Genomic DNA, 22,442 nt, shown 5'->3' with positions numbered 1-22,442 from the left:
AAAAAATAATATTGAACCGACAAATACGGATGTCCAGAGGTCTGCATGAAAGTTAATGCGAAACCACTTTCTGAATTAAGCCGGCTCGAACAGTGTTTGAAAGTAGCCAGTACCCCATTTAAATCTGCTCCCCAGCAGATTATTTCAAATGATGATAATGATGAACCCAGCACCTTTGTATTACAGACCGGCGTAATTGAAATCTATCGCCGTTCAGACGAGTTGCTGATTGGCATTGCTACTGCGCCCTTTATTCTGGGGCTGACTGCAGGCATGCTTGATTACAGCAAGGAATATCGGGTCGTTGCCAAAAATCCGTGCACAGGCTTTTATTTACCTGCTTCGACCTCTCTGCAGCTTATTCAGCAAAGTTCTCTCTGGAAAGAAGCTTTCTGCTGGCTGTCCTGGATTAAATCCATTCTGGAAAAGCGGGACAGGCAACTGGTAGGAAATAACTCCTATCACCAAATCCGCGCCATGCTGCTGAATATGGCCGAATGGGATGAAACCCTGCGCTCAAAAATTGGTGTGATGAATCATATTCAACAAAGCACGCGCATTTCGCGTTCGGTCGTGGCAGAGGTGCTCGCTGCGCTTCGACAGGGTAACTACATCAATATGAGCCGGGGCAAACTGGTTAGCATCAACCGTTTGCCCACGGAATATTAAGGCTGGACGGAGGCGGTAAGCACCTGGGCTTTATTGGCGCTGAGCTCAGCCACTAAGTTATTGATCCCATCGCTCATATTGACGAAACGGGTATTTGGCGAGCGGGTGACCACCACAAAAGCGCCCACGTTGGACTGGGGGATCATTGCCATATAGGTAATGAATCCTCCACCACCCCCCGTTTTCTGAATAATGCCCGGACGGCCATTTTTAGGTGCCATATATACCCAGCCCAGACCGAGGGCGTCGGCTTTGCCCGGCACGTCCATACCGATCACGCGGTGCAACTGGCTGCGCTGGTAAATCAGCGTCTGCATTCGGTCGGCCTGATGGCTGCGTGAGTAGAAGTCTGATGAGAGGAACTGCTGCATCCAGCGCATCATGTCGCCAGGGGTGGAATAAACCCCGCCGCTGCCGATGGCTGCCAGCGTGTTGTTACACGGGCTGGCACCTTTTTCGGCGACCATCAGACGGCGGCACTGATCCGGTGATGGGGTGAAGGTGGTGTCCTTCATGCCCAGCGGGCGCGTGATCTGCTCTTCAAACAGCTGCGTATACGGTTTGCCCGCTGCCGTCGACAGCGCATCGGCCAGCAGGTCAAACGCCAGGTTGGAGTAAGAGGCCTGAGAACCGGGCGCGGACTTCAACGTGGCTTTGCTCAGGTAGTTCCAGCGCTGTTCACGCGTTGGCCAGACAAAAACGTCGCGATGCGCCGCACCCCCTGGCTGCTCGCGAGGCAGGGCGCTGGTATGCGTTGCCAGGTTGACCAGCCTTATCGGCGTTCCCTGATACGTCGGGACACGTGCGCCCGGCGGAGCATACTTGCTGAGCGGATCGTCGAGTTTCACCACGCCCTGGTCCAGCAATTTCACCAGCATTTCGCTGGTCATCAGCTTGGTCAGGGACGCGATGCGGATGACGGAATCCAGCTGCGGATGAACGTTATTACCGGGACGCGTTTCACCGAAACTGCGAAACACGCGCTGATTACCGTCGATGACGACCATCGCCATTCCCGTCGCGCCGCTGCCGTAATAAATCAGATTCGCGTAGCGATCGGCAATATCCGATGCCAGAACGGGCGCCGTCAGCGGTTGGGCTGCCTGGGCGGTTGAGAAGCTCACCGCACACAGCGCGGCGAAAAAGAGCAGACAACGTTTCAACGAAAAGCATCCATAGTGTGAATGAGGAAAGTAATGGGTATTTATACTACTAAACCGTACGGTGCAATGCCCCGAATTCCATAACGATAACCAGAAAAACGTAACTGCGAGTAAATCAGAAGAATTTACTTACTGTCAGTCTCCCATTTTGTGACATCGGCCTTATGATAGAGGGCTGTGTTACTCAATCTTGCGGAGAAGGGTATGTCCGGAAAGCGTGTGGTTATGGTTGTCGATATGCAGCAGGGGGTGTTCGAAACGCCTCGTCATCAGCGTGAAAAATGTGTTTCATTGATCAATCAGCTTACGCAGGCAGCCGATCGGGTGATTTTTATTCAGCATACCGAGCCCGGCGGTCTGGAAGAGGGCAGTGAAGGGTTTACCTTGCTGCCTGAACTGCATCAGCCTGCAGATGCCCTCTACGTGACCAAGACGGCCTGCGATGCGTTCTATAACACCTCGCTTGAAACGCTGCTCCGCGAGCAGGGGATCCGGGAGTTTGTCATCTGCGGCTGTGCCACCGATTACTGTGTCGATGCCACGTTCAAGAATGGCGTCAGCCGGGGCTACCACATCACCGTGGCGGAGGATGCGCATACCACCGCGAATCGCCCGGCGGCCGAAGCCCGCATTCTGATTAACCACTACAACGACGTCTGGCGCAACTTCATTGCGCCCGCAAACCCGCCCGCGGTGAAACGCACCGAAACAATTCTTGAAAACTGGAAAGCGAACTAATAATAAACCCTCGGGTCTGACCTTTTTGCCTGCGCCAGGCACCTGGCCCAGGCAAGATTTTCGTGTGGTGATGTGTTGAGCACAGCAACAGCCATAACAACAAGAAGGATGTATCATGTTTAAGTCTTTTTTCCCAAAGCCGGGGCCATTTTTCCTGTCGGCATTTATTTGGGCACTGATCGCTGTCATTTTCTGGCAGGCCGGCGGCGGAGCGTGGTTGACGCGCATCACGGGCGCGACGGGCGAGGTTCCCATTAGCGCGGCGCGTTTCTGGTCGCTGAGCTATCTGCTGTTTTATGCCTACTACATGGTCTGCGTAGGGCTATTTGCCCTGTTCTGGTTTGTCTATTCGCCACATCGCTGGCAGTACTGGTCGATTCTGGGCACGTCGCTGATCATCTTTGTCACCTGGTTTCTGGTGGAAGTGGGGGTGGCGGTTAACGCCTGGTATGCCCCGTTCTACGATCTGATCCAGAGTGCGCTGAGTTCACCGCATAAGGTGACTATCAATCAGTTCTACCACGAAGTTGGCATCTTCCTCGGTATTGCCCTTATTGCGGTGGTGATTGGCGTCATGAACAATTTCTTTGTCAGCCACTACGTCTTCCGCTGGCGTACCGCGATGAACGAACATTATATGGCGCACTGGCAACACCTGCGTCATATCGAAGGCGCCGCACAGCGTGTGCAGGAAGACACCATGCGTTTCGCCTCGACCCTTGAAGACATGGGCGTGAGTTTTATCAATGCCATTATGACCCTGATTGCCTTCCTGCCGGTGCTGGTGACGCTCTCGGCGCACGTGCCGGACCTGCCGATTGTTGGTCATCTGCCGTATGGCCTGGTGATTGCCGCTATTGTCTGGTCATTAATGGGAACGGGGCTGCTGGCCGTGGTGGGGATCAAGCTGCCTGGGCTGGAGTTTAAAAATCAGCGCGTTGAAGCGGCGTATCGTAAAGAGCTGGTGTATGGTGAAGATGACGCCAACCGCGCCTCCCCGCCAACCGTACGTGAACTGTTTGGCGCCGTGCGTCGCAACTATTTCCGTCTTTACTTCCACTATATGTACTTCAACATTGCGCGCATTTTGTATCTGCAGGTGGATAACGTTTTCGGTTTGTTCCTGCTGTTCCCGTCCATTGTTGCGGGTACGATAACGCTGGGTCTGATGACACAGATCACCAACGTATTTGGTCAGGTTCGCGGGTCGTTCCAGTATCTGATTAGCTCCTGGACCACGCTGGTGGAACTGATGTCCATCTACAAACGTCTGCGCAGCTTTGAACGCGAGCTGGACGATCGGGATCTGCAGGAAGTCACCAATACATTTAGCTAAAACAGGGAATTGCTATGTCTTTTGCCGTACCGCGTACATTATCGCTCTCTTTACTCGCCGCACTCGTGCTGGCGGGGTGTGCCGAAAAAGGGGCCGCCCCGCTTAAAAAAGGTGAGAAACCTGTAGATGTGGCGAGCGTGGTGCGGCAAAAAATGCCCTCTACGGTGAAAGACCGCAATGCGTGGGCCGAGGCGTTAGCGAAGACCTTTGAAAGTCAGAAAATTGCCCCTACCGAGGAGAATATCTGCTCGGTGCTGGCAGTGGCGCAGCAGGAGTCGATGTACCAGTCAGATCCGGTGGTGCCGGGGCTGAACAAAATTGCCTGGAAAGAGATCGACCGTCGCGCGGAATCGATGCATATCCCGGTGTTCCTGGTGCATACCGCCCTTAAAATCACCTCGCCAAACGGCAAAAGCTACAGCGATCGGCTGGACACGGTGAAAACCGAGAAACAGCTCAGCGCCATTTTTGATGATTTCATCAACATGGTGCCGATGGGGCAGAAACTGTTCGGCTCGCTTAATCCGGTGCATACCGGCGGCCCTATGCAGGTCAGCATTGCGTTTGCCGAGCAGCATACGGACGGTTATCCGTGGAAAATCGACGGGACGGTGCGCCAGGAAGTCTTCTCCCTGCGTGGCGGACTGTGGTTTGGCACGTACCATCTGCTGAACTATCCGGCGAGCTACAGCGAGCCGTTGTACCGCTTTGCTGACTTTAACGCGGGCTGGTATGCCAGCCGAAACGCGGCGTTTCAGAGTGCGGTCAGCCGTGCCAGCGGGGTGAAACTGGCGCTGGACGGCGATCTCATCGCCTACGGCAGCAGCAAGGCGGGGACAACGGAACTGGCGGTACGCAAACTGTCAGCAACGCTTGGCATGAGCGATAGCGACATTCGCCGTCAGCTGGAGAAAGGGGATAGCCTGGCGTTCGAGAAGACGGATCTCTACAACAAGGTTTTCGCGCTGGCCGAGAAGAAGAGTGGAAAAGCGTTACCGCGGGCAATCCTGCCGGGTATTCAACTGGAAAGCCCGAAAATCACGCGTAACCTGACAACGGCATGGTTCGCCAAACGCGTCGACGATCGTCGGGCTCGTTGCATGGGACGTTAATGGCGACGACGCAGGCGTACGACTAACGCGACAACACCGAGAATCAGACAACCCGCGAGGAAGGGGACAAGGCCAAACAAGGTGCTCACACCCAAACCAATCTCAACCCGCGGGCGTCCGTTATCCTGCACCTGCATCAGATGTTCATAGACGCCAGGCGCGTGAACCAGCATGTTGAGAAGCTGAGAGCCTGCCCAGAAGCAGAACAGGACAAACAGGGCATACGCAATATTACCCGCAGTGGAGGTTTTTGGTGGTGTGCCGCCAAAAATCGGTTTCGACAATGTAAAGTCAGCCATAAAGACCTCCGGAAATATCACTCTGTTAATACGCTTCGCACACGGTGAGTTTGACAGGTCATAGCATTTGTCAATATCAGAATCGTGGTAATTTCCCCTGCGGAATTCTCCTGGATTGTCGATTTCTGCAGCACATCACAAATTCATTACTTAACTGAAATTGCGTCGTGTTTCAGATTTTCCGCATCTGCCACAGACCCGATCGTAAAACTGTGAGAGGATGTATTTTTTTCCTGCCGGAGTTGTTATGAAGCTCACGTCCAAACTACGCCGTGACTGGCACTACTACGCCTTTGCTATCGGGCTGATCTTTATTCTTAACGGTGTCGTGGGGCTGCTGGGGTTTGAAGCCAAAGGATGGCAAACCTATGCTGTCGGGCTGGTGACCTGGGTGATCAGTTTCTGGCTGGCTGGGTTAATTATTCGCCGTCGCCCGGAAGAGACGACAGCGGATGAGACGGAGACGGTGAAAAGAACCGATTAACCGTTTACGGAACTTTTGAGTGCGCTGTCAGCGGCATGACGCTCCAGCGCCAGTTCGATCAGACGAGTGATCAGCTCAGAGTAACCCAGACCGCTGGCCTGCCACAGTTTTGGATACATGCTGATGTTGGTGAAGCCCGGCAGAGTGTTGATTTCATTAATCACCACCTCATTATCTGGCGTCAGGAACACATCCACACGCGCCATGCCGCAGCAGCCAAGAGCCTGCCAGGCGTTGATGGCGATCGCCCGGATCTTATCGTTGATGGCCGGATCGATATTTGCCGGCACGACGACCTGAGCGCCTTTATCATCAATGTATTTGGTGTCGTAAGAGTAGAAATCGCTGTTTAACACCACTTCACCGCAGGTGCTTGCCTGTGGGAAATCATTGCCCAGCACCGCGCACTCAATTTCACGGCCTTTGATACCCTGCTCAACCACGACTTTGTGGTCAAACTCAAAAGCCAGACGAACGGCTTCGGTGAACTGCGCTTCGCTTGTCACTTTGCTGACGCCAACGGAGGAGCCCTGGTTCGCAGGCTTCACGAACAGCGGCAGACCCAACTGGGCGGAAATCTGGCTGAAGGTGTATTTATCGCGGTTGGCGCGGGTGAGCGTCACGAACGGGGCAACGTTCAGCCCGGCATCGCGCAGCAGGCGTTTGGTGACGTCTTTATCCATACAGGCGGCGGAGCCCAGTACATCGGAACCGACAAACGGCAGGTTAGCCATGCGCAGCATACCCTGCAGCGAACCATCTTCGCCCAGCGTGCCGTGGACGATTGGGAACACGACGTCAATCTGAGCAAGAGCCTGTGCATTACCGGCGTCGATAAGTTGCCCCTTCACTACGCCAGGGACGGTGGCGACGCTGATTTCAGAAGGATTAAGGGCGATATGTGCCGGATCGTTGGCGTTTAACAGATACTGGCTCGCATCGTTCACATGCCACTGGCCCTGTTTATCAATGCCCAGCAGCACTACGTCGAAACGGTTTTTATCAATCGCATCGACAATATTTTTTGCCGACTGCAATGAAACCTCGTGCTCCGCTGATTTTCCCCCAAAGACAATACCTACGCGCTGCTTTGCCATCTCACTCTCTTCCAGTCTGACGAAAAGCCAATAACATACCACGATGCCCTGCGGGTTTCGCGACCTTCTGCCATAATGTTTTGGGAGTAAAGAGGGGGGAGTGTGAAAGGCAAAACGTTGCTGATCGTTTTCATTCTGGTGGCAGTCGCAACGGTGGGTTACCGCTGGTTGCCGTCTCACTACAACCCTTTTACGCCGCTCTCGCTTGACGACCCGCCAGGCCCAATCACTCAGTACAAACTGCGGCGCCTTACCCCCGAGGCGTGTGCCAGCCTGTTATCGCAGGCCAATCAGAAGGCCCTTATTCGCACACAGCCTGTCGCCGACAGCGCCGGAGCATGCCCCCTTCACAACGTGGTGCGCGTGCGTGACTTCGGGCCGGTCAGCCTGAACAGCAGCTTTCTTGCCAGCTGCCCGCTGGCGCTGAGTTCTGCACTGTTTGTCAGCCAGCAGGCCCGGCCACTCACCAGAACCTGGACCGGAAGCGAGCTGGTGCGCATTGAGCACCTGGGCAGCTACGCCTGTCGCAATATTTACCACCGCCCTGATGCAAGACGCAGCGAACATGCCACGGCAGAGGCGCTGGATATCAGCGCGTTTCGGCTGGCGAACGGTGAACGGGTCACCATTCTGCACGGCTGGAGATCGACCAAAACGCAGCCGTGGCTACAGGCGCTGCTGACGGCGAGCTGCGGCTACTACGGGAACGGCCTGGGGCCGGAGTATAACGCGGCGCACGCCAACCATTTCCATCTGGGAATGCGCGGCTTTGGACTCTGCCGCTAAAGCATAATCTTCCGCCAGAAATTGGATGATTTGTGACATATTTCACAAATATGATGACTGGGAAGATAAAACACCAAAGTCAGCAAGGCCGCATCTCTGGCACGGCGTGGATGCCGGTAACTTGCTAATCTGTCGGCGCATTTGCCTAAAAATGAAGACTATTTCTTTTATGGAATCCTGGAAAGTTAACCTCATCTCGGTCTGGTTCGGGTGTTTCTTCACCGGGCTGGCCATCAGCCAGATTTTGCCCTTTCTGCCGCTGTACGTCTCGCAGCTGGGCGTGACCTCGCATGAAGCCCTCTCCATGTGGTCGGGGCTAACGTTCAGCGTGACGTTTCTGGTTTCCGCCATTGTGTCACCCATGTGGGGGAGCCTGGCGGATCGAAAAGGGCGCAAACTGATGCTGCTGCGCGCTTCGCTGGGAATGGCAATAGCCATCCTGCTGCAGGCCTTTGCCACTAACGTCTGGCAGTTGTTTATCCTGCGGGCGATCATGGGGCTGACATCCGGCTATATTCCGAACGCCATGGCGCTGGTCGCTTCACAGGTGCCGCGTGAACGTAGCGGCTGGGCGTTGAGTACGCTCTCCACCGCACAGATCAGTGGCGTTATCGGCGGCCCGTTGTTAGGCGGCTTTCTGGCCGACCACGTAGGGTTGCGCGCCGTCTTCTTCATTACCGCTATCCTGCTGGTGATCAGTTTTCTGGTGACGCTGTTTCTGATCAAGGAGGGGGGGCGCCCGGTTGTCAGTAAATCCGAACGCCTGAGCGGCAAAGCGGTCTTCGCCTCGCTGCCGTATCCCGGGCTGATGATAAGCCTGTTCGTAACCACCATGGTGATCCAGCTCTGTAACGGTTCGGTAGGCCCGATTCTGGCGCTGTTTATAAAATCAATGGAGCCAGACAGCAGCAATATTGCGTTTCTCAGCGGGATGATTGCTGCCGTGCCGGGCGTATCGGCGTTAATCTCTGCGCCGCGGCTGGGAAAACTGGGCGACAGGATCGGTACGGCGCGTATCCTGATGGCCACGCTGATTTTTGCCGTGGTGCTCTTTTTTGCGATGTCGTTCGTCACCTCACCGCTTCAGCTCGGCGTGCTGCGATTCCTGCTCGGCTTTGCCGATGGCGCCATGTTACCTGCGGTGCAGACCTTACTGGTGAAATATTCAAGTGACCAGGTGACAGGCCGTATTTTTGGCTATAACCAGTCATTTATGTATTTAGGTAATGTTGCCGGTCCGCTTATTGGCGCATCCGTTTCGGCGATGGCCGGTTTTCGTTGGGTATTTGCGGCCACGGCAATTGTGGTGTTGATCAATATTATCCAGCTGGCGATTGCGCTGAGACGCCGTCGCCAATTAGAGCAGGCGAGAGCGGCGCGTTAATCATTTGCCGTAATGTATTATATATTCTTATGGTTGCCGCATTTTTATATAACTAAATGCGGCTTTTTCTAAAGAGAAAAACGTTTCGCTGCTTGCCATTCATCTTTATTTTGGCAGCAGTATCACTTTTGCATAAGATAATACTTTTCTCCTCTTTGCATTATTCATTCTGAATGCTAAGTTCAGAAAAAACGCATAAGGAAATAGCACGATGAAAAATCTCATTGCTGAGTTGCTGGTCAAGCTTGCACAAAAGGAAGAAGAGTCAAAAGAACTGGTCGCCCAGGTGGAGGCGCTGGAAATTGTCGTTACGGCGTTGCTCCGACAAATGACACAACCGCAGCAACAGGCGTTAATCGATAATGTAGAAAGCGCGCTGGACAAGGCTCGCCCCGATTCGCTGGTCCCCGCTGAAGACGCGGAGATGCTTCAGCAATACGTAAAGAAGCTATTAAGGCATCCTCGCAGCTAGCCTGCTGAAAGAGAATGGCCTGTCATAGAATGGTCATGCAGGATGCCTGTCGTCGCTCTGTTTTTATTTTTGGCCTTCGCACTGGGAGAAAAGAATTTAAACAGAGTCTCTATTTCATCTCATGCCTCTCGCTATTAAATACCCTAACGCGTCAGGCGAAACCGGGTAATGAACAGCGTGCCGCGCCAGAGATGAAATAATCCATAAACCCGAAGAAAATCATTGTCGCAGGGTGGTTTTTTTCCCGCAACGAACCAGACTTAATGTGGAACTTCACATAAAGGATGGTGCAATGAAAACAACAATACTGGTTACCCTGTTTTCCGGCCTGTGCCTGATCGCCTCAGCGCATGCGGAAGAGAAAACCTTAACACCTCAACAGCAGCGTATGACAACCTGCAACCAACAGGCGACAGCAAAAGCGCTGAAAGGGGATGCCCGTAAGACATATATGAGCGATTGCCTCAAAAATGGTGCATCCAAACCAGATGAAAAAAGCCTGACGCCGCAACAGCAAAAAATGCGTGAATGTAACGCTCAGGCCACGCAACAAATGCTGAAAGGCGACGATCGCAGCAAGTTTATGAGTGGTTGTCTGAAGAAACAGGCATAGTCCTATCGGGTGAGTCCTTACGGTGACTCACCCGAAATTTCATACTTTCTCCGCATCCCCCCTCTCTATAATTTGGGAAAATGTTTCAGAATATTCCCAAAATATGATGAACGACGAAAACTTTTACAATAAAGAGCGTATCGGGGAAGAGTGGCTTCAAAACCTTTCTCAGGATGACGCGCACCGTACCGGCATACGCTTTGCCCGGCGCGTCCGGCTGGGGCGGATTGTGGGTCTGGCGGCGATGTTTTTTCCTGTTGCCGGTGTGCTGGTCACGCATTTTCTGCCCGGCGGCTGGTGGTTATTACTGGTGAGCTGGGTTTTTATCTGGCCGCATCTTGCCTGGCAGTTCACCTGCCGTTCATCTCAACCTTATCAATGTGAAATCTTCAATCTGAAGATCGACGCTATTTTTACCGGCATCTGGATCGGCCTGATGGGCGTGAACGCTCTGCCATCGGCTGCGCTGGTTATGATGATGGGCATGAATATGATGGGATCCGGCGGCTGTCGCCTGTTTCTCGCAGGCATTGCCATAACCACGTTATCCGCTGTCGTGACGCTGAAGCTAACCGGAAATGTTGTGGTGCTCTCTTCCGGAGCGCTGGAGTGGTGGCTGACGCTGCCGGTCTTTATGGTCTACCCAATACTCTTTGCCTGGGTGAGCCATCAGACGGCCATTAGCCTGGCGGAAAATAAGCGAAGACTTGAGCTGATGAGTACCCGCGATGGCATGACGGGCGTTTATAACCGGCGCCACTGGGAAACGTTGCTGCGGATGGAGTATGAAAAGTGCCGACGGGATCATTGTCAAACCACGATCCTGCTTATCGATATCGATCACTTCAAGAGCATCAATGATACCTGGGGACATGATGTGGGCGATGAAGCGATCATTGCTATCACTCGTCAACTGCAGATGACGCTGCGGGCCGGGGATTATATTGGCCGTTTCGGTGGCGATGAGTTCGCGATCATCATGTCCAGCACCCCGGCAGAAAGTGCAATTGCGGCGATGTCCCGCGTCCACGAGCGGCTAAAAAAACTGTCGTTACCCTGTGCCCCGAACGAACGGCTTCGCATCAGCGTGGGGGTTGCGCCATGGGGAACACAGTTTGCCCACTACCGCGAATGGTTAAAAGCGGCAGATATCGCGCTTTATAAAGCCAAAAATGCCGGACGCGGACGTACCGAGGTGGCCGCCTGACATCCGGCTTAGTTTGGTCAGGACTTACTCAGCTTCTCTGACTTTTCCATGCATTTCGCCATCGCTTCAATGACCGCCGCACGGAATCCGCGCTCTTCCAGCACCCGCACCGCTTCAATGGTGGTACCGCCAGGCGAGCAGACCATATCTTTCAGTTCCCCTGGATGCTTACCGGTTTCCAGCACCATTTTGGCTGAGCCCATCACCGCCTGTGCGGCAAATTTATAGGCCTGCGCACGTGGCATACCGCCAAGCACCGCAGCATCCGCCATCGCTTCCAGGAACATGAAGACATACGCAGGAGCAGAACCACTCACGCCCACAACCGGATGGATCATCGACTCGGCAATCACTTCCGCTTCGCCGAAGCAGCGGAAAATGTTCAGCACATCGGCCACATCTTCCGTGGTCACCAGCGCATTAGGGGTGATGGAGGTCATCCCGGCGTTGACCAGCGAAGGGGTATTGGGCATTGCGCGAACAATTTTACGGTCATGACCCAGTGCACGGGCCAGTTGATCGAGCGTCACGCCTGCGGCAATCGACACTACCAGCGTGTCTTTATTCAGGCTGGAGGTGATCTCGCTCAGGACTTTGATCATGATATTCGGTTTAACCGCCCCAAAGACGATATCGGCGACCTGGGCCACTTCCTGCGCGCTTTCGGCTGCGTTAATACCATACTCATCACGCAACGCCGCGACTTTATCCGGTGATGGTGTATAGACCCAAATCTGACCCGGCAGGACCTGCCCGCTGGCGATCAGGCCACCCAGGATGGCTTTGCCCATGTTACCGCAGCCAATAAACCCGATTTTCTTATCCATCACGTTTCTCCGTCGTTATGCGTTGTTTTCTCTGATTGATAGCTTAACAACGAAATGCAGGCGACAATAGTCGCCAGTATCAATAGGGAGACATTATGGCGATTTGGGTTGATGCGGACGCATGTCCGAATGTGATTAAAGAGATTTTGTTCCGCGCTGCCGAGCGTGTTCAGATGCCGCTTACGCTGGTGGCAAACCAGAATATCCGCGTACCGCCTTCCCGATTCATTCGTGCGTTGCGGGTTCCTGCCGGTTTTGATGTGGCGGATAACGAGATCGTACGGCTGTGCAGCGCGGAAGATCTGGTGATCACGGCGGATATTCCTTTGGCCGCAGAGGTACTGGAAAAGGGCGCCGCAGCGCTGAACCCGCGCGGGGAGCGTTACTCACCAGCAACCATCCGGGAAAAACTGACCATGCGTGATTTCATGGATACGCTTCGCGCCAGCGGTGTGCAGACCGGTGGGCCAGACAGTTTATCTCAACGTGACCGCCAGCAGTTTGCCGCAGAGTTGGATAAGTGGCTGCTGGAAGTGAAACGTCGCACTGCTAAATGATAATCATTGTCAATATGTGGTACAGTATGGCAGTGACAGGGTTGTCATTCCGTACCGCTTTGCAGTAAAGTAAACGCAACATCTTCTGCAATTATTTCTTTACACTCTTCAGCCATCCGGCATCAAGGGGAAACACCTGGTTATGACCCAACCCATCTTTTTAGTTGGCCCCCGCGGCTGTGGGAAAACCACCGTTGGCCTGGAGCTGGCGCGTGCCTGTCAACGTCATTTTGTTGATACCGACCACTGGCTGCAGACTCAGGCCGGACAAACCATCGCGGATATCGTCGAAAAAGAGGGCTGGGAGAGCTTTCGCAGCCGTGAAACGGCCGCGCTGGAAGCGGTAACGGCACCCGATGCGGTAATTGCCACAGGCGGCGGAATTATTCTGGCGGAATATAACCGCCGCTTTATGCGTGAAAAAGGGATTGTGATTTATCTCTGTGCACCCGTGGCTGCGCTGGTGGGGCGTCTGGAAGCGTTTCCGGAAGAGGGGCAACGTCCTGCGCTGACCTCCAGACCGCTCAGCGAAGAGGTGAGCGAAGTGCTGGCGGAGCGCGATGTGTTATACCGCGAAGCGGCACATCACGTGGTGGATGCTTCCGCGTCGCCCGAAGAGGTTGTGATTCAGATTATTACCGCCCTGCGTTTGGCTTGTGCCAGCTAACCGCCGTCTATACTTATAGCTCTGACATAAAAAAAGGATGAGCTATGCCAACCAGACCTCCCTATCCGCGTGAAGCACGTATTGTTACCGTTGAAAAAGGCAATGGCGACCAAACCGTGACCTGGTATCAACTGCGTGCCGATCACCCCAAACCCGACTCTCTCATCAGTGAACATGAGACTGAACAGGAAGCGCTGGATGCGAAACGGCGCTACGAAGATCCCGATAAGTCATAAATGTTTTCCTAAACGCTCCAATACCGTGCCTGAATCACACTTTTTACTCATCGCTAATGTTAAGCAGGAGTTAATATTTAGTTATTACAGGTAGCTCCGTTACCGGCAGGTGATCTTTACATTTCGGGATGGAGATCACCTGCTACGCTTGGTGCTGTTTTGTTGAAAAAACGAACTGTGCAGCGTAGTGAGCCTGTACCTGTGTAATAAGTTTTTGTAGTAATGGAAGGCGAAGACGATGAAGGCAACGTTGGCGATCATCACTATTGGTGTGGTCCCTGTAAGCGAAGTGTTACCGCTCTTAACCGAGCATGTATCTGAACAACAGATCACGCATCTCAGCCTGCTGGGGAAGATGAGCCGGGAAGAGGTCATGGAGGACTACGCTGTAGAGGCGGGGGAGGATCCCCTGGCGACGTTATTAAGCGACGGTAAACTGGCGCATGTTTCACGACAGAAAATTGAGCGCTCGCTGCAGGCAGTAATAGAAGTGCTCGATAATCAAGAGTATGACGTTATTTTGCTGATGAGTACTGCTCCCATTAAGGGGCTCATGGCGCGTAATGCGATTTTACTCGAGCCGATGCGAATCATTCCGCCGCTGGTGGCATCCATTGTGGACGGACACCAGGTGGGGGTGATTGTGCCCATTGAAGAACTCATGGACAACCAGGAAGCAAAATGGCACGTGCTTGAAAAAACGCCCCTGTATGCGCTGGCCAATCCCTTCTGGGACAGTGAGGCCAAACTCATTGCGGCCGGCAAGGAGCTACTGGAGCGCGGGGCTGATGTATTGATCCTCGACTGCCTGGGGTTCCACCAGCATCACCGCGATCTACTGCAAAAAGCGCTGGATGTGCCGGTACTGTTGTCGAACGTTCTGATGGCGCGTCTGGCCTCAGAACTCCTTACCTGATGATTTTGCGTGACAGGTCATGAGCATGGCCCCTATAGTGAATTTTTATCTAAAAATATAAGGGCCAGTTCATGCTTCAAAGTAACGAATACTTTTCCGGTAAAGTGAAATCCATTGGTTTTACCAGCAGCAGCACTGGCCGCGCCAGTGTCGGCGTGATGGCTGAAGGGGAGTACACCTTTGGTACAGCCGAAGCTGAAGAGATGACGGTGGTAAGTGGTGCGCTTAACGTCTTACTGCCGGGTGAAACGGAATGGAAAGTTTACTCTGCCGGCGAAGTTTTCAACGTCCCTGGCCACAGTGAGTTCCATCTGCAGGTTGCTGAACCGACCTCTTATCTGTGCCGCTATCTGAAATAATCTTCTTCCCTCTCCCCGTTGGGGAGAGGGTCAGGTTGAGACGAAATTATCTCTGCGCTTCGCCGCCGAGGCCTTCTACCAGATTTTGAATCAACGCGGCCAGCTCGCCGGTCATCAGGATAAAGTCCGCATCAAAGCGCTGGGCGTAATCTTCACGATCGATATCTTCGTTCTGATCGCGCAGTTCATCGCAGAACTTCAGGCGCTTAACAGAGCCATCGTCACACATCACAAACTGAATACGCTGCTGCCAGTCGAGCGCCAGTTTAGTGACCACTTTGCCTGCTTCAATGTGGACGGCGATCTCATCGCTCACCAGATCCTGCTTTTTCGCACGAATGACACCGCCATCCTCAAGCAGGGCTTTCAGTTCGGCTTCATCGAGGATCTGGAACCCTTGCGCCGCCGTGCCGCTGCGAACCCATTCGGTCAGGGTTAACTCGATAGGCGTTTCCAGCGCCAGTGGAACCACCGGCAAAGAGCCGATGCTCTTACGCAGCAGGGCCAGCGTATCTTCCGCTTTTTTGGCGCTGGCGCAGTCCACCATGATCAGCCCGTTGACGGTATCGATCCACATCATGGTCTGGCTGAAGCGGCTAAACGCGCGCGGCAGCAGGGAGTGCAACACTTCGTCTTTCAGGGAATCTTTTTCGGTCTTTTTCAGCTTGCGGCCCTGTTCGGCTTCAAGCTTAAAAATTTTCGCTTCCAGCGCCTGCTTCACCACCGGCGTGGGCAGGATTTTCTCTTCTTTACGGGCGCAAACGATGATTTGCCCCGTGCTGCTGGCGTGGGTCAGGGCATCGCTTTGTGAACCCATTGGCGGAACCCAACCGGTTTTTGCCATATCCTGGCTTCCGCAAGGGGAAAAGGTATAAGCGGCTAACTGTTTTTCCATCTCTTCTGCACGCAGCGAAACGTCGCGGCTGAGACGGTAAACCATCAAATTTTTGAACCACAGCATGATAATTTCCACGGCCTTGTCGTTAAATCAGCGGGCATGATAACGAATTGTCGCATCGCTTGCATTGCTAATCGGGAAGCGTGCTTCTACTCTGTTGATAATCAAAATAATGAGGAGAGTCTTGTGCGTATTGGGATTGATTTGGGCGGCACCAAAACTGAAGTTATCGCACTGAGCGAGCAGGGGGAGCAGCTTTTCCGTCACCGCCTGCCCACGCCGCGCGACGATTATCACCAGACTATCGAGACGATTGCCCGGCTGGTTGAGATGGCAGAGCAGGCGACAGGACAGACCGGCTCCGTCGGGATGGGCATTCCCGGGTCCATTTCGCCTTATACCGGGGTGGTGAAAAACGCCAACTCCACCTGGCTCAATGGCCAGCCTTTTGATAAAGATTTGAGCGCGCGTCTGCAGCGCGAGGTGCGTCTGGCAAATGATGCGAACTGTCTGGCGGTCTCAGAGGCGATTGACGGTGCGGCGGCGGGTGCCCAGACCGTTTTTGCTGTCATCATCGGTACCGGCTGCGGGGCCGGTGTGGCGTTCGGCGGGCGTGCGCATATTGGCGGTAACGGTACGGCAGGCGAGTGGGGACATAACCCATTGCCATGGATGGATGAAGACGAACTTAAATACCGTACTGAAGTACCGTGCTACTGTGGAAAGCAGGGCTGTATTGAGACGTTTATCTCCGGCACCGGTTTTGCCACCGATTACCACCGGCTGAGCGGTCAGCCGCTTAAGGGTAACGAGATCATGCGTCTGGTTGAGGAGCAGGATCCCGTGGCGGAACTGGCGTTGAGCCGCTACGAAATGCGCCTGGCGAAATCGCTGGCGCATGTGGTGAACATTCTCGATCCTGATGTGATTGTGCTGGGCGGTGGGATGAGCAACGTCGACCGGCTGTACGCGACGGTGCCTGCTCTCGTCAAACAGTGGGTCTTCGGCGGGGAATGCGAAACCCCAATCCGCAAAGCCGTCCACGGTGACTCCAGCGGCGTGCGTGGCGCAGCGTGGTTATGGCCGGAATAAAAGCAAAACGGCAACGCACGTTGCGGTTTTTTATGTTTGTACCCTCTCCCTGTGGGCTGAGGAATCCCCACTAATTTTTTATTAGTGGTTTCAGAGGATTAGAATGAATATTTTGCGAGCAGTTAGATTCACTCAGCTCGTAGACAGACAGAAAACGCTCATAAATGTGCATCTTCTGTCGAGTTATCGGTTGTTTTTAGCTCCATTCTTGAACAATAAACAACCATTTATCCATATCTAATTTTCTGGGGATTCCTCAGCCCTGTGGGAGAGGGCCAGGGTGAGGGCACCAGACCGCGCCGATCCGCCTTTCACTGCACCGCAAACTCCTTATCCAGCCTGCTATACCCCAGTCCATTAATCTTCTTCACTTTGATTTGCACCGGAATACGCTCCTTCATAGCCTCGACGTGGCTTATCACGCCGATGGTTTTCCCGGTGGCATTCAGCGCGTCGAGCGCATCCAGCGCGGTGTCCAGCGTCTCGCTGTCGAGCGTGCCGAAACCTTCATCCAGGAACAGCGAATCGATTCGCGTTTTGTGACTCACCAGGTCGGAAAGTGCCAGCGCCAGCGCCAGACTGACGAGGAAGCTTTCGCCGCCAGAAAGCGTGCGGGTATCGCGTACGGCATCGGCCTGCCAGGTATCAACCACCTCCAGCTCCAGTGCGTCGCTGACTTTACGCTGCAGCAGATAGCGCCCGTGCAGGCGGTTAAGCTGCTGGTTAGCGAGCCAGACCAGATTATCCAGCGTCAGACCCTGGGCGAATTTACGGAACTTGTCGCCAGTGCTGGAGCCTATCAGCGCATTCAGATAACCCCAGTCCTCGGCCAGACGTGAGGCCTCGTCAATTTGCTGCATCAGCGCCAGCTGGTGCTGGCGGTTATCGCTGTCCTGCTTAAGCTGCTGGCGGATCTCCCCCTGATGAGTGGTGTTCTCGCGAAGCTGCTGCGCCAGCTGCTGTAGCTGCGCATGCAGGGTTTGCGCGTCGGTGTCCAGCCCTTCCGGTCGCTGATGCTGGTGGGCCTGTAGCAGCTGTTCAGCCTGCCCGCTAAGCGCAATTGCCTGCTGAAGCTGGCTCTCCAGCGTCTGCTTGCGTTGTTCAAGATGGCGGATGGTCTCCTCATCCAGCAGCGCGGCGAGAAAGGCCTCGCGATCGGCGAAGCAGCTTGCCGCCAGCGCGGTGGCAAATTGCGCTGTGGCGTGCTGTAGCCGCTCGCTTTCCAGACTCTCCTGCTGCTGCAGGGTGGCAAGCTGGCTTTGCAGGGACAGGCATTCGTCATGGATCTCGCGCCAGTTCTCAGGAATGGCCGGTTCTGCCTCGGTGTCATCGCCTGCCGGAAGCGTGTCGAGCAGCGGTTTCAGGGTATTAATGCGCTCCTGAATCGCAGCATGCTGCGTCTGTTTTTCCTGCCACAGGTTGAATTCCGTTTCCCGGGCGTACAGCCAGGCGGTCTCTTCCCCCTCTTCAGGAACATGCAGCGACAGCGCGAGCAGGGCGTTTTCCAGTGCCTGACGCGTAGCCGACAGCTGCTGCTGGTACTGACGCTCCTGCGCTTGCTGTTCGTTAAGCTGGTTTTGCAGCGTCAGGCGCTGGCTGAGCTGATAGAGCTGACGTTCGTACTGTTCCTGTTCGTTCATCCATGGGGCGATATCTTCCTGAATATTCAATGAGATATTCAGGTCGGCGCAGACCTCCTGCCACTCTTTAGTGAGTGCTTGCTCTTCCTGAGAGAGCGTCTGTGCTTCGTCTGTTTCTCGCTGGATCTGCTGCGTCAGGGCATTGACCTGTCCCAGCACCAGCAGACCTTCCTCTTTAAGCGCGGCGACCTCTTTTTCCAGCGCGTCCCGGCGCCGCTGGTTATCGGTGAGCTCAAGCGCCTGATACGTCTCAATGGCGGGATGTTCACTGGAGCCGCACAGTGGGCAGGGTTTTCCGGCCTCAAGCTGCGAGCGGTAGCTTTCCAGCTTTTTGATCGTCGCTTCGCTTTCACACAATGCTTTCAAATCGACATAATGCTGGTTTTTTTCTTTGTACTGCTGGCGGCGCAGCGTCAGCGTTTCATTGAGTTTTACCTGCTCGGACTGCGCTTTTTGCCGGGTATCTGCGTTCTCTTGCAGCCGTTTTTGCAGCGGCTGATAGCGGGCATGAAGCGAGGTCAGGCGCTGGCGTAAAGGGCGTGACCGGGACTGTTGCTCCATTGCCGCTGCCACGTCATCCGCCGTCAGCGTCAGGGGGTTTTCCGGCATCCCGGCGAGCTTCTGACGTAATTCAGCAATACGGGCTGCAAGCGTGGCAATCTGATGTTTATCGCGGTTCAACTGCGCAAAATGGGCGCGCCAGCCAGCAATCTCCTGGCCCCACACGCGGTAACGTTCATGCTCCGCCAGCCATGTTGCCTGTGTCGTAAGGTCACTCTGCAGTTGCGCATGGGTACGCAGCGCCGTATGACGGATGCGTGAGCGCTGCGCGGCTTTGGCCTGTAAGCGAGTATTTACTTCGACAATGCGCTGCTTTGTCTGCGCGAGGCGCGTGGTTTGTTCTTGCTGGCTATCCCACAGGGGGCGAAGCTGGGCGGCGGGCTGCGCAAGCTGGAGTTTGGCCAGCTCAGGCGCGGCGTCGGTCAGAGCCTGCTGCGCCTGCTGTTGCAGGAGCATAACCCGCTGCTGCTCGCGAATAAGCTCGTCGTTGCGCCTCAGCCACTGAAAATCGCGCTGTTGGTTCTGCTGCTGAGTCAGCAGGGTTTTCTCTTCGTCAGTAAGTGCCTGCAAACTCTCCTGTAACTGCTGCTGTTGCGCTTCACTCAGTAGCACCACGCCTGCGGCCTGCGCCTCGCACATCTCAAGCGCGTTACGGGCGGCCTTGTGTTTCTCGAACACCATCGCTGAGATCTGACCGTAGATCTCGGTGCCGGTCAGCTCTTCCAGCAGTTCGGCGCGATCGCCCGGTTTAGCGTTGAGGAAGGCAGCAAACTGCCCCTGGGAGAGCAACATTGAACGGGTAAAACGGCTATAATCCAGCCCGGTGAGCGCGGCGGTTTGCTCCAGTTTGTCCGTCACTTTATCGGCCAGAATTTTACCGTCTTCACAACGCGCCAGTTCAACGCGCGGTGCCTGCAGGTTTCCGTCTGGCTGATTGCGCGCGCGGTTCTGGCTCCAGAACGCACGATACGCTATGCCTTTTACCTCAAACTCCACCTCGGCCAGGCACTCGGCGGTATCGCGGGTCATCAGGTCGTTTTGTGCCTGGGAGACTTTTTGCAGACGCGGCGTTTCGTGGTAAAGGGCCAGACAGATGGCGTCGAGCAGGGTCGTTTTCCCGGCACCGGTCGCGCCGGTAATGGCGAACAGCCCGTTGCTGGCAAACGGCTCGGCGGTAAAGTCAATTTTCCACTCGCCCTTAAGGGAGTTGAGGTTTTTCAGACGCAGGCTCAGAATTTTCATGCGTTTTCTTCCTCATCGCTGAGCGCGTGCAGGGTATGAAGGAACAGCTCGTTCAGCCTTGCGCGCGTGGTGTCGTCAATCTCTTCCTGCGACAGTCGGCGTTCAAATACCTCTTCCACCCTCAGTTCGCTGAGCGTTTCACGCTGTGCACCCAGCAGAATTTTCTCGCGCTGTTCGCGGCTGCGGCGAACCAGTAAGACCTCGACGGGCAGATCTTCCGTCAACGCCTGAATTTTACGCTGCATATCATGCAGGTAGTCGTCGGTCGTGATTTCAATATCCAGCCAGATGGGCGGATTTTGCTCGACACCGCGCCACTGCTCCAGCTGAGTGGTAATCGCCGCCAGATCACCCTTCAGCACCGCCAGCGGTTGGGTGACGGGGACCTCCAGCGACTCCACGGCACTGAGTTTGCCCTCATTAAAGCTCACCAGGTGCACACATTTGGCTTTGCCGGTCTCATCAAAACTGAGCGCAATGGGCGAGCCGCAGTAGCGAATGTGCTCGCAGCCGCCGATGACCTGCGCCCGGTGAATATGCCCGAGCGCGATATAATCCGCTGGCGGGAAATTTTGCGCCGGGAAGGCGTCCAGCGTACCAATATAGATGTCACGCACCGCGTCACTTTTACTGGCGCCGACGGTAGTAAGATGCCCGGTGGCAATCACCGGAATGGCCTGTTCGCCGCGCAGGGCGCAGGCATCCGTATATTGCTGGTGATAATAGTCCGTGATGCTCTGCAACAGATGCTGCTGCTTTTCCCCGCCGGACATCCCCGCCTGACTCTGAACGATATCGCGTGGGCGCAGGAAGGGCACCGGACACAGCACCGCTCCCGGTGTACCGTCACGTTTTTTCAGGATCTGCGGCGCATGACCGGCGCTGGCTACCACGGTCGTGTTAAGGAAGGCCAGGATATCGCGGGATTCATTCAGCGTTGCGACGGAGTCGTGGTTACCGGCGACAATCACCAGATGACAGCCGGTTTGTTGCAGATTTACCACGAAGCGGTTGTAGAGCTCACGCGCATAGCTTGGCGGCGAACCGGTATCAAAAATGTCACCCGCAACAATAATCGCGTCCACCTCGTGCGATCGGGCCGTGTCCAGCAGCCAGTTCAGGAACGCTTCATGCTCCGCTGCCCGGCTTTTGCTGTAAAAGTTTTGACCCAGATGCCAGTCCGAGGTGTGTAATATGCGCATAGCGAATCCGTGGCAAAAAAAGGGAATGGGGATTATAAACTTTCAGAAGCTGGAAAATAACCGCTGTAATAAAACAACAGTTTGCCATTTTACGTGGTACTGTTTTTCATAAATCTGTCATAAAACTGACGCATAATGACGCCGCATTACAAACTTGTAACTTAAATAAGATAAGACAGGGCAAAGTATGGCGAGACGTATTCTGGTCGTAGAAGATGAAGCTCCAATTCGTGAAATGGTGTGCTTCGTGCTCGAACAAAATGGCTTCCAGCCGGTTGAAGCGGAAGATTATGACAGCGCGGTGAACCAGCTGAATGAACCCTGGCCCGATCTGATCCTGCTTGACTGGATGTTGCCTGGCGGCTCCGGACTGCAGTTTATCAAACACCTCAAGCGTGAAGCGATGACCCGCGATATCCCCGTTGTCATGCTTACCGCGCGCGGTGAAGAGGAAGATCGTGTGCGCGGCCTTGAGACCGGCGCGGATGATTACATTACTAAACCCTTCTCACCGAAAGAGCTGGTTGCCCGTATTAAAGCTGTGATGCGCCGTATTTCACCGATGGCGGTGGAAGAGGTCATTGAAATGCAGGGCCTGAGCCTTGATCCTACCTCGCACCGTGTTATGACGGGCGAAAATCCCCTCGACATGGGGCCTACCGAATTCAAACTCCTGCATTTCTTTATGACTCACCCGGAGCGTGTTTACAGCCGCGAACAGTTGCTGAATAACGTCTGGGGAACTAACGTGTATGTCGAAGACCGGACGGTTGACGTACATATCCGCCGCCTGCGTAAAGCGCTGGAACTGAGCGGCCACGATCGCATGGTACAGACGGTCCGCGGCACGGGTTATCGTTTTTCTACCCGTTTCTGAACAATGAC

24 protein-coding genes are annotated in these 22,442 nt (G+C 54.6%); 17 read left to right on the top strand and 7 right to left on the bottom strand.

What is annotated here, in order from left to right; all coding sequences use genetic code 11:
- The first annotated feature begins 45 nt into the window (after window positions 1-45).
- Window positions 46-669 carry a helix-turn-helix domain-containing protein gene (locus AC2FAK_RS06485; protein ID WP_013095800.1) on the top strand — a complete coding sequence of 208 codons (624 nt, stop codon included), beginning with the start codon at window positions 46-48 and terminating at the stop codon, window positions 667-669.
- On the opposite strand, the gene ampH is transcribed toward AC2FAK_RS06485, so the two are convergent.
- Complete coding sequence (ampH, locus tag AC2FAK_RS06480) at window positions 666-1,832, bottom strand: D-alanyl-D-alanine-carboxypeptidase/endopeptidase AmpH (RefSeq protein ID WP_013095801.1); 1,167 nt, start codon at window positions 1,830-1,832, stop codon at window positions 666-668. The genes AC2FAK_RS06485 and ampH overlap by 4 nt on opposite strands.
- A gap of 204 nt (window positions 1,833-2,036) precedes the next feature.
- Between ampH and AC2FAK_RS06475 the strand changes: the two genes are divergently transcribed.
- From AC2FAK_RS06475 to AC2FAK_RS06465, 3 genes are all read left to right on the top strand, one after another.
- Window positions 2,037-2,570 (top strand): isochorismatase family protein, encoded by a 534-nt coding sequence (locus tag AC2FAK_RS06475; RefSeq protein WP_095454716.1) that lies wholly within the window; start codon window positions 2,037-2,039, stop codon window positions 2,568-2,570.
- A 115-nt stretch (window positions 2,571-2,685) separates the two neighbouring features.
- The gene (gene sbmA, locus AC2FAK_RS06470) at window positions 2,686-3,906 is read left to right on the top strand and encodes a peptide antibiotic transporter SbmA (RefSeq protein WP_013095803.1); all 1,221 of its coding nucleotides are present in this window, start codon (window positions 2,686-2,688) and stop codon (window positions 3,904-3,906) included.
- A 14-nt stretch (window positions 3,907-3,920) separates the two neighbouring features.
- A complete protein-coding gene (locus AC2FAK_RS06465; RefSeq protein WP_045292978.1) occupies window positions 3,921-5,018 on the top strand; it encodes a DUF1615 domain-containing protein in 1,098 nt (365 codons plus the stop codon).
- Here the strand turns inward: AC2FAK_RS06465 and AC2FAK_RS06460 are convergent.
- On the bottom strand, window positions 5,015-5,317 hold the full coding sequence (locus AC2FAK_RS06460) for a DUF2755 family protein (protein WP_013095805.1): 303 nt from the start codon (window positions 5,315-5,317) through the stop codon (window positions 5,015-5,017). The two genes, AC2FAK_RS06465 and AC2FAK_RS06460, sit on opposite strands and share 4 nt — an antisense overlap.
- Before the next feature lie 247 nt (window positions 5,318-5,564).
- Here AC2FAK_RS06460 and AC2FAK_RS06455 point away from each other — a divergent pair, with 247 nt between their 5' ends.
- On the top strand, window positions 5,565-5,801 hold the full coding sequence (locus AC2FAK_RS06455; protein ID WP_020686357.1) for a DUF2754 family protein: 237 nt from the start codon (window positions 5,565-5,567) through the stop codon (window positions 5,799-5,801).
- Here AC2FAK_RS06455 and ddlA read toward each other — a convergent pair.
- Entirely contained in the window at window positions 5,798-6,898 is a 1,101-nt protein-coding gene (ddlA, locus tag AC2FAK_RS06450) for a D-alanine--D-alanine ligase (RefSeq protein WP_047023650.1), read from the bottom strand. The genes AC2FAK_RS06455 and ddlA overlap by 4 nt on opposite strands.
- 102 nt (window positions 6,899-7,000) lie before the next feature.
- Here ddlA and AC2FAK_RS06445 point away from each other — a divergent pair, with 102 nt between their 5' ends.
- From AC2FAK_RS06445 to adrA, 5 genes are all read left to right on the top strand, one after another.
- Window positions 7,001-7,684: an extensin-like domain-containing protein gene (locus AC2FAK_RS06445; protein WP_058682040.1), complete on the top strand. Its 684-nt coding sequence runs from the start codon at window positions 7,001-7,003 to the stop codon at window positions 7,682-7,684.
- 169 nt (window positions 7,685-7,853) lie between these two features.
- Window positions 7,854-9,068 carry a multidrug efflux MFS transporter gene (locus AC2FAK_RS06440; protein ID WP_013095809.1) on the top strand — a complete coding sequence of 405 codons (1,215 nt, stop codon included), beginning with the start codon at window positions 7,854-7,856 and terminating at the stop codon, window positions 9,066-9,068.
- 211 nt (window positions 9,069-9,279) lie between these two features.
- Window positions 9,280-9,540, top strand: coding sequence for an anti-adapter protein IraP (gene iraP / locus AC2FAK_RS06435; RefSeq protein WP_013095810.1), 261 nt, complete (start codon window positions 9,280-9,282; stop codon window positions 9,538-9,540).
- Window positions 9,541-9,832: 292 nt separating this feature from the next.
- On the top strand, window positions 9,833-10,153 hold the full coding sequence (psiF, locus tag AC2FAK_RS06430) for a phosphate starvation-inducible protein PsiF (RefSeq protein WP_013095812.1): 321 nt from the start codon (window positions 9,833-9,835) through the stop codon (window positions 10,151-10,153).
- 103 nt (window positions 10,154-10,256) lie between these two features.
- Window positions 10,257-11,360 carry a diguanylate cyclase AdrA gene (gene adrA, locus AC2FAK_RS06425; RefSeq protein WP_095454715.1) on the top strand — a complete coding sequence of 368 codons (1,104 nt, stop codon included), beginning with the start codon at window positions 10,257-10,259 and terminating at the stop codon, window positions 11,358-11,360.
- 17 nt (window positions 11,361-11,377) lie between these two features.
- Here adrA and proC read toward each other — a convergent pair whose 3' ends face one another.
- The gene (gene proC, locus AC2FAK_RS06420; protein WP_013095814.1) at window positions 11,378-12,187 is read right to left on the bottom strand and encodes a pyrroline-5-carboxylate reductase; all 810 of its coding nucleotides are present in this window, start codon (window positions 12,185-12,187) and stop codon (window positions 11,378-11,380) included.
- 95 nt (window positions 12,188-12,282) lie between these two features.
- Here proC and AC2FAK_RS06415 point away from each other — a divergent pair, with 95 nt between their 5' ends.
- From AC2FAK_RS06415 to ppnP, 5 genes are all read left to right on the top strand, one after another.
- Window positions 12,283-12,744 carry a YaiI/YqxD family protein gene (locus tag AC2FAK_RS06415; RefSeq protein WP_013095815.1) on the top strand — a complete coding sequence of 154 codons (462 nt, stop codon included), beginning with the start codon at window positions 12,283-12,285 and terminating at the stop codon, window positions 12,742-12,744.
- 142 nt (window positions 12,745-12,886) lie between these two features.
- Window positions 12,887-13,411: a shikimate kinase AroL gene (gene aroL, locus AC2FAK_RS06410; RefSeq protein ID WP_029882461.1), complete on the top strand. Its 525-nt coding sequence runs from the start codon at window positions 12,887-12,889 to the stop codon at window positions 13,409-13,411.
- 44 nt (window positions 13,412-13,455) lie between these two features.
- On the top strand, window positions 13,456-13,647 hold the full coding sequence (yaiA, locus tag AC2FAK_RS06405; RefSeq protein ID WP_013095817.1) for a protein YaiA: 192 nt from the start codon (window positions 13,456-13,458) through the stop codon (window positions 13,645-13,647).
- Window positions 13,648-13,885: 238 nt separating this feature from the next.
- Complete coding sequence (locus AC2FAK_RS06400) at window positions 13,886-14,563, top strand: AroM family protein (RefSeq protein WP_013095818.1); 678 nt, start codon at window positions 13,886-13,888, stop codon at window positions 14,561-14,563.
- Window positions 14,564-14,634: 71 nt separating this feature from the next.
- On the top strand, window positions 14,635-14,922 hold the full coding sequence (gene ppnP, locus AC2FAK_RS06395; protein ID WP_013095819.1) for a pyrimidine/purine nucleoside phosphorylase: 288 nt from the start codon (window positions 14,635-14,637) through the stop codon (window positions 14,920-14,922).
- Window positions 14,923-14,968: 46 nt separating this feature from the next.
- On the opposite strand, the gene rdgC is transcribed toward ppnP, so the two are convergent.
- Entirely contained in the window at window positions 14,969-15,883 is a 915-nt protein-coding gene (gene rdgC, locus AC2FAK_RS06390) for a recombination-associated protein RdgC (protein ID WP_013095820.1), read from the bottom strand.
- A 123-nt stretch (window positions 15,884-16,006) separates the two neighbouring features.
- Between rdgC and mak the strand changes: the two genes are divergently transcribed.
- Entirely contained in the window at window positions 16,007-16,912 is a 906-nt protein-coding gene (gene mak, locus AC2FAK_RS06385) for a fructokinase (RefSeq protein ID WP_032618450.1), read from the top strand.
- 311 nt (window positions 16,913-17,223) lie between these two features.
- On the opposite strand, the gene sbcC is transcribed toward mak, so the two are convergent.
- Both sbcC and sbcD read right to left on the bottom strand, forming a co-directional pair.
- Complete coding sequence (gene sbcC / locus AC2FAK_RS06380; protein WP_058681185.1) at window positions 17,224-20,355, bottom strand: exonuclease subunit SbcC; 3,132 nt, start codon at window positions 20,353-20,355, stop codon at window positions 17,224-17,226.
- Window positions 20,352-21,557 carry an exonuclease subunit SbcD gene (gene sbcD, locus AC2FAK_RS06375; protein ID WP_058681184.1) on the bottom strand — a complete coding sequence of 402 codons (1,206 nt, stop codon included), beginning with the start codon at window positions 21,555-21,557 and terminating at the stop codon, window positions 20,352-20,354. The genes sbcC and sbcD overlap by 4 nt, the downstream gene beginning before the upstream one ends.
- Window positions 21,558-21,744: 187 nt before the next feature.
- Between sbcD and phoB the strand changes: the two genes are divergently transcribed.
- Window positions 21,745-22,434 (top strand): phosphate response regulator transcription factor PhoB, encoded by a 690-nt coding sequence (phoB, locus tag AC2FAK_RS06370; protein ID WP_010428026.1) that lies wholly within the window; start codon window positions 21,745-21,747, stop codon window positions 22,432-22,434.
- The last annotated feature ends 8 nt before the right edge of the window (window positions 22,435-22,442 follow it).

This window comes from Enterobacter cloacae complex sp. 394F7 (assembly GCF_057320385.1).
This window is presented reverse-complemented; position numbering and strand designations above follow the sequence as displayed.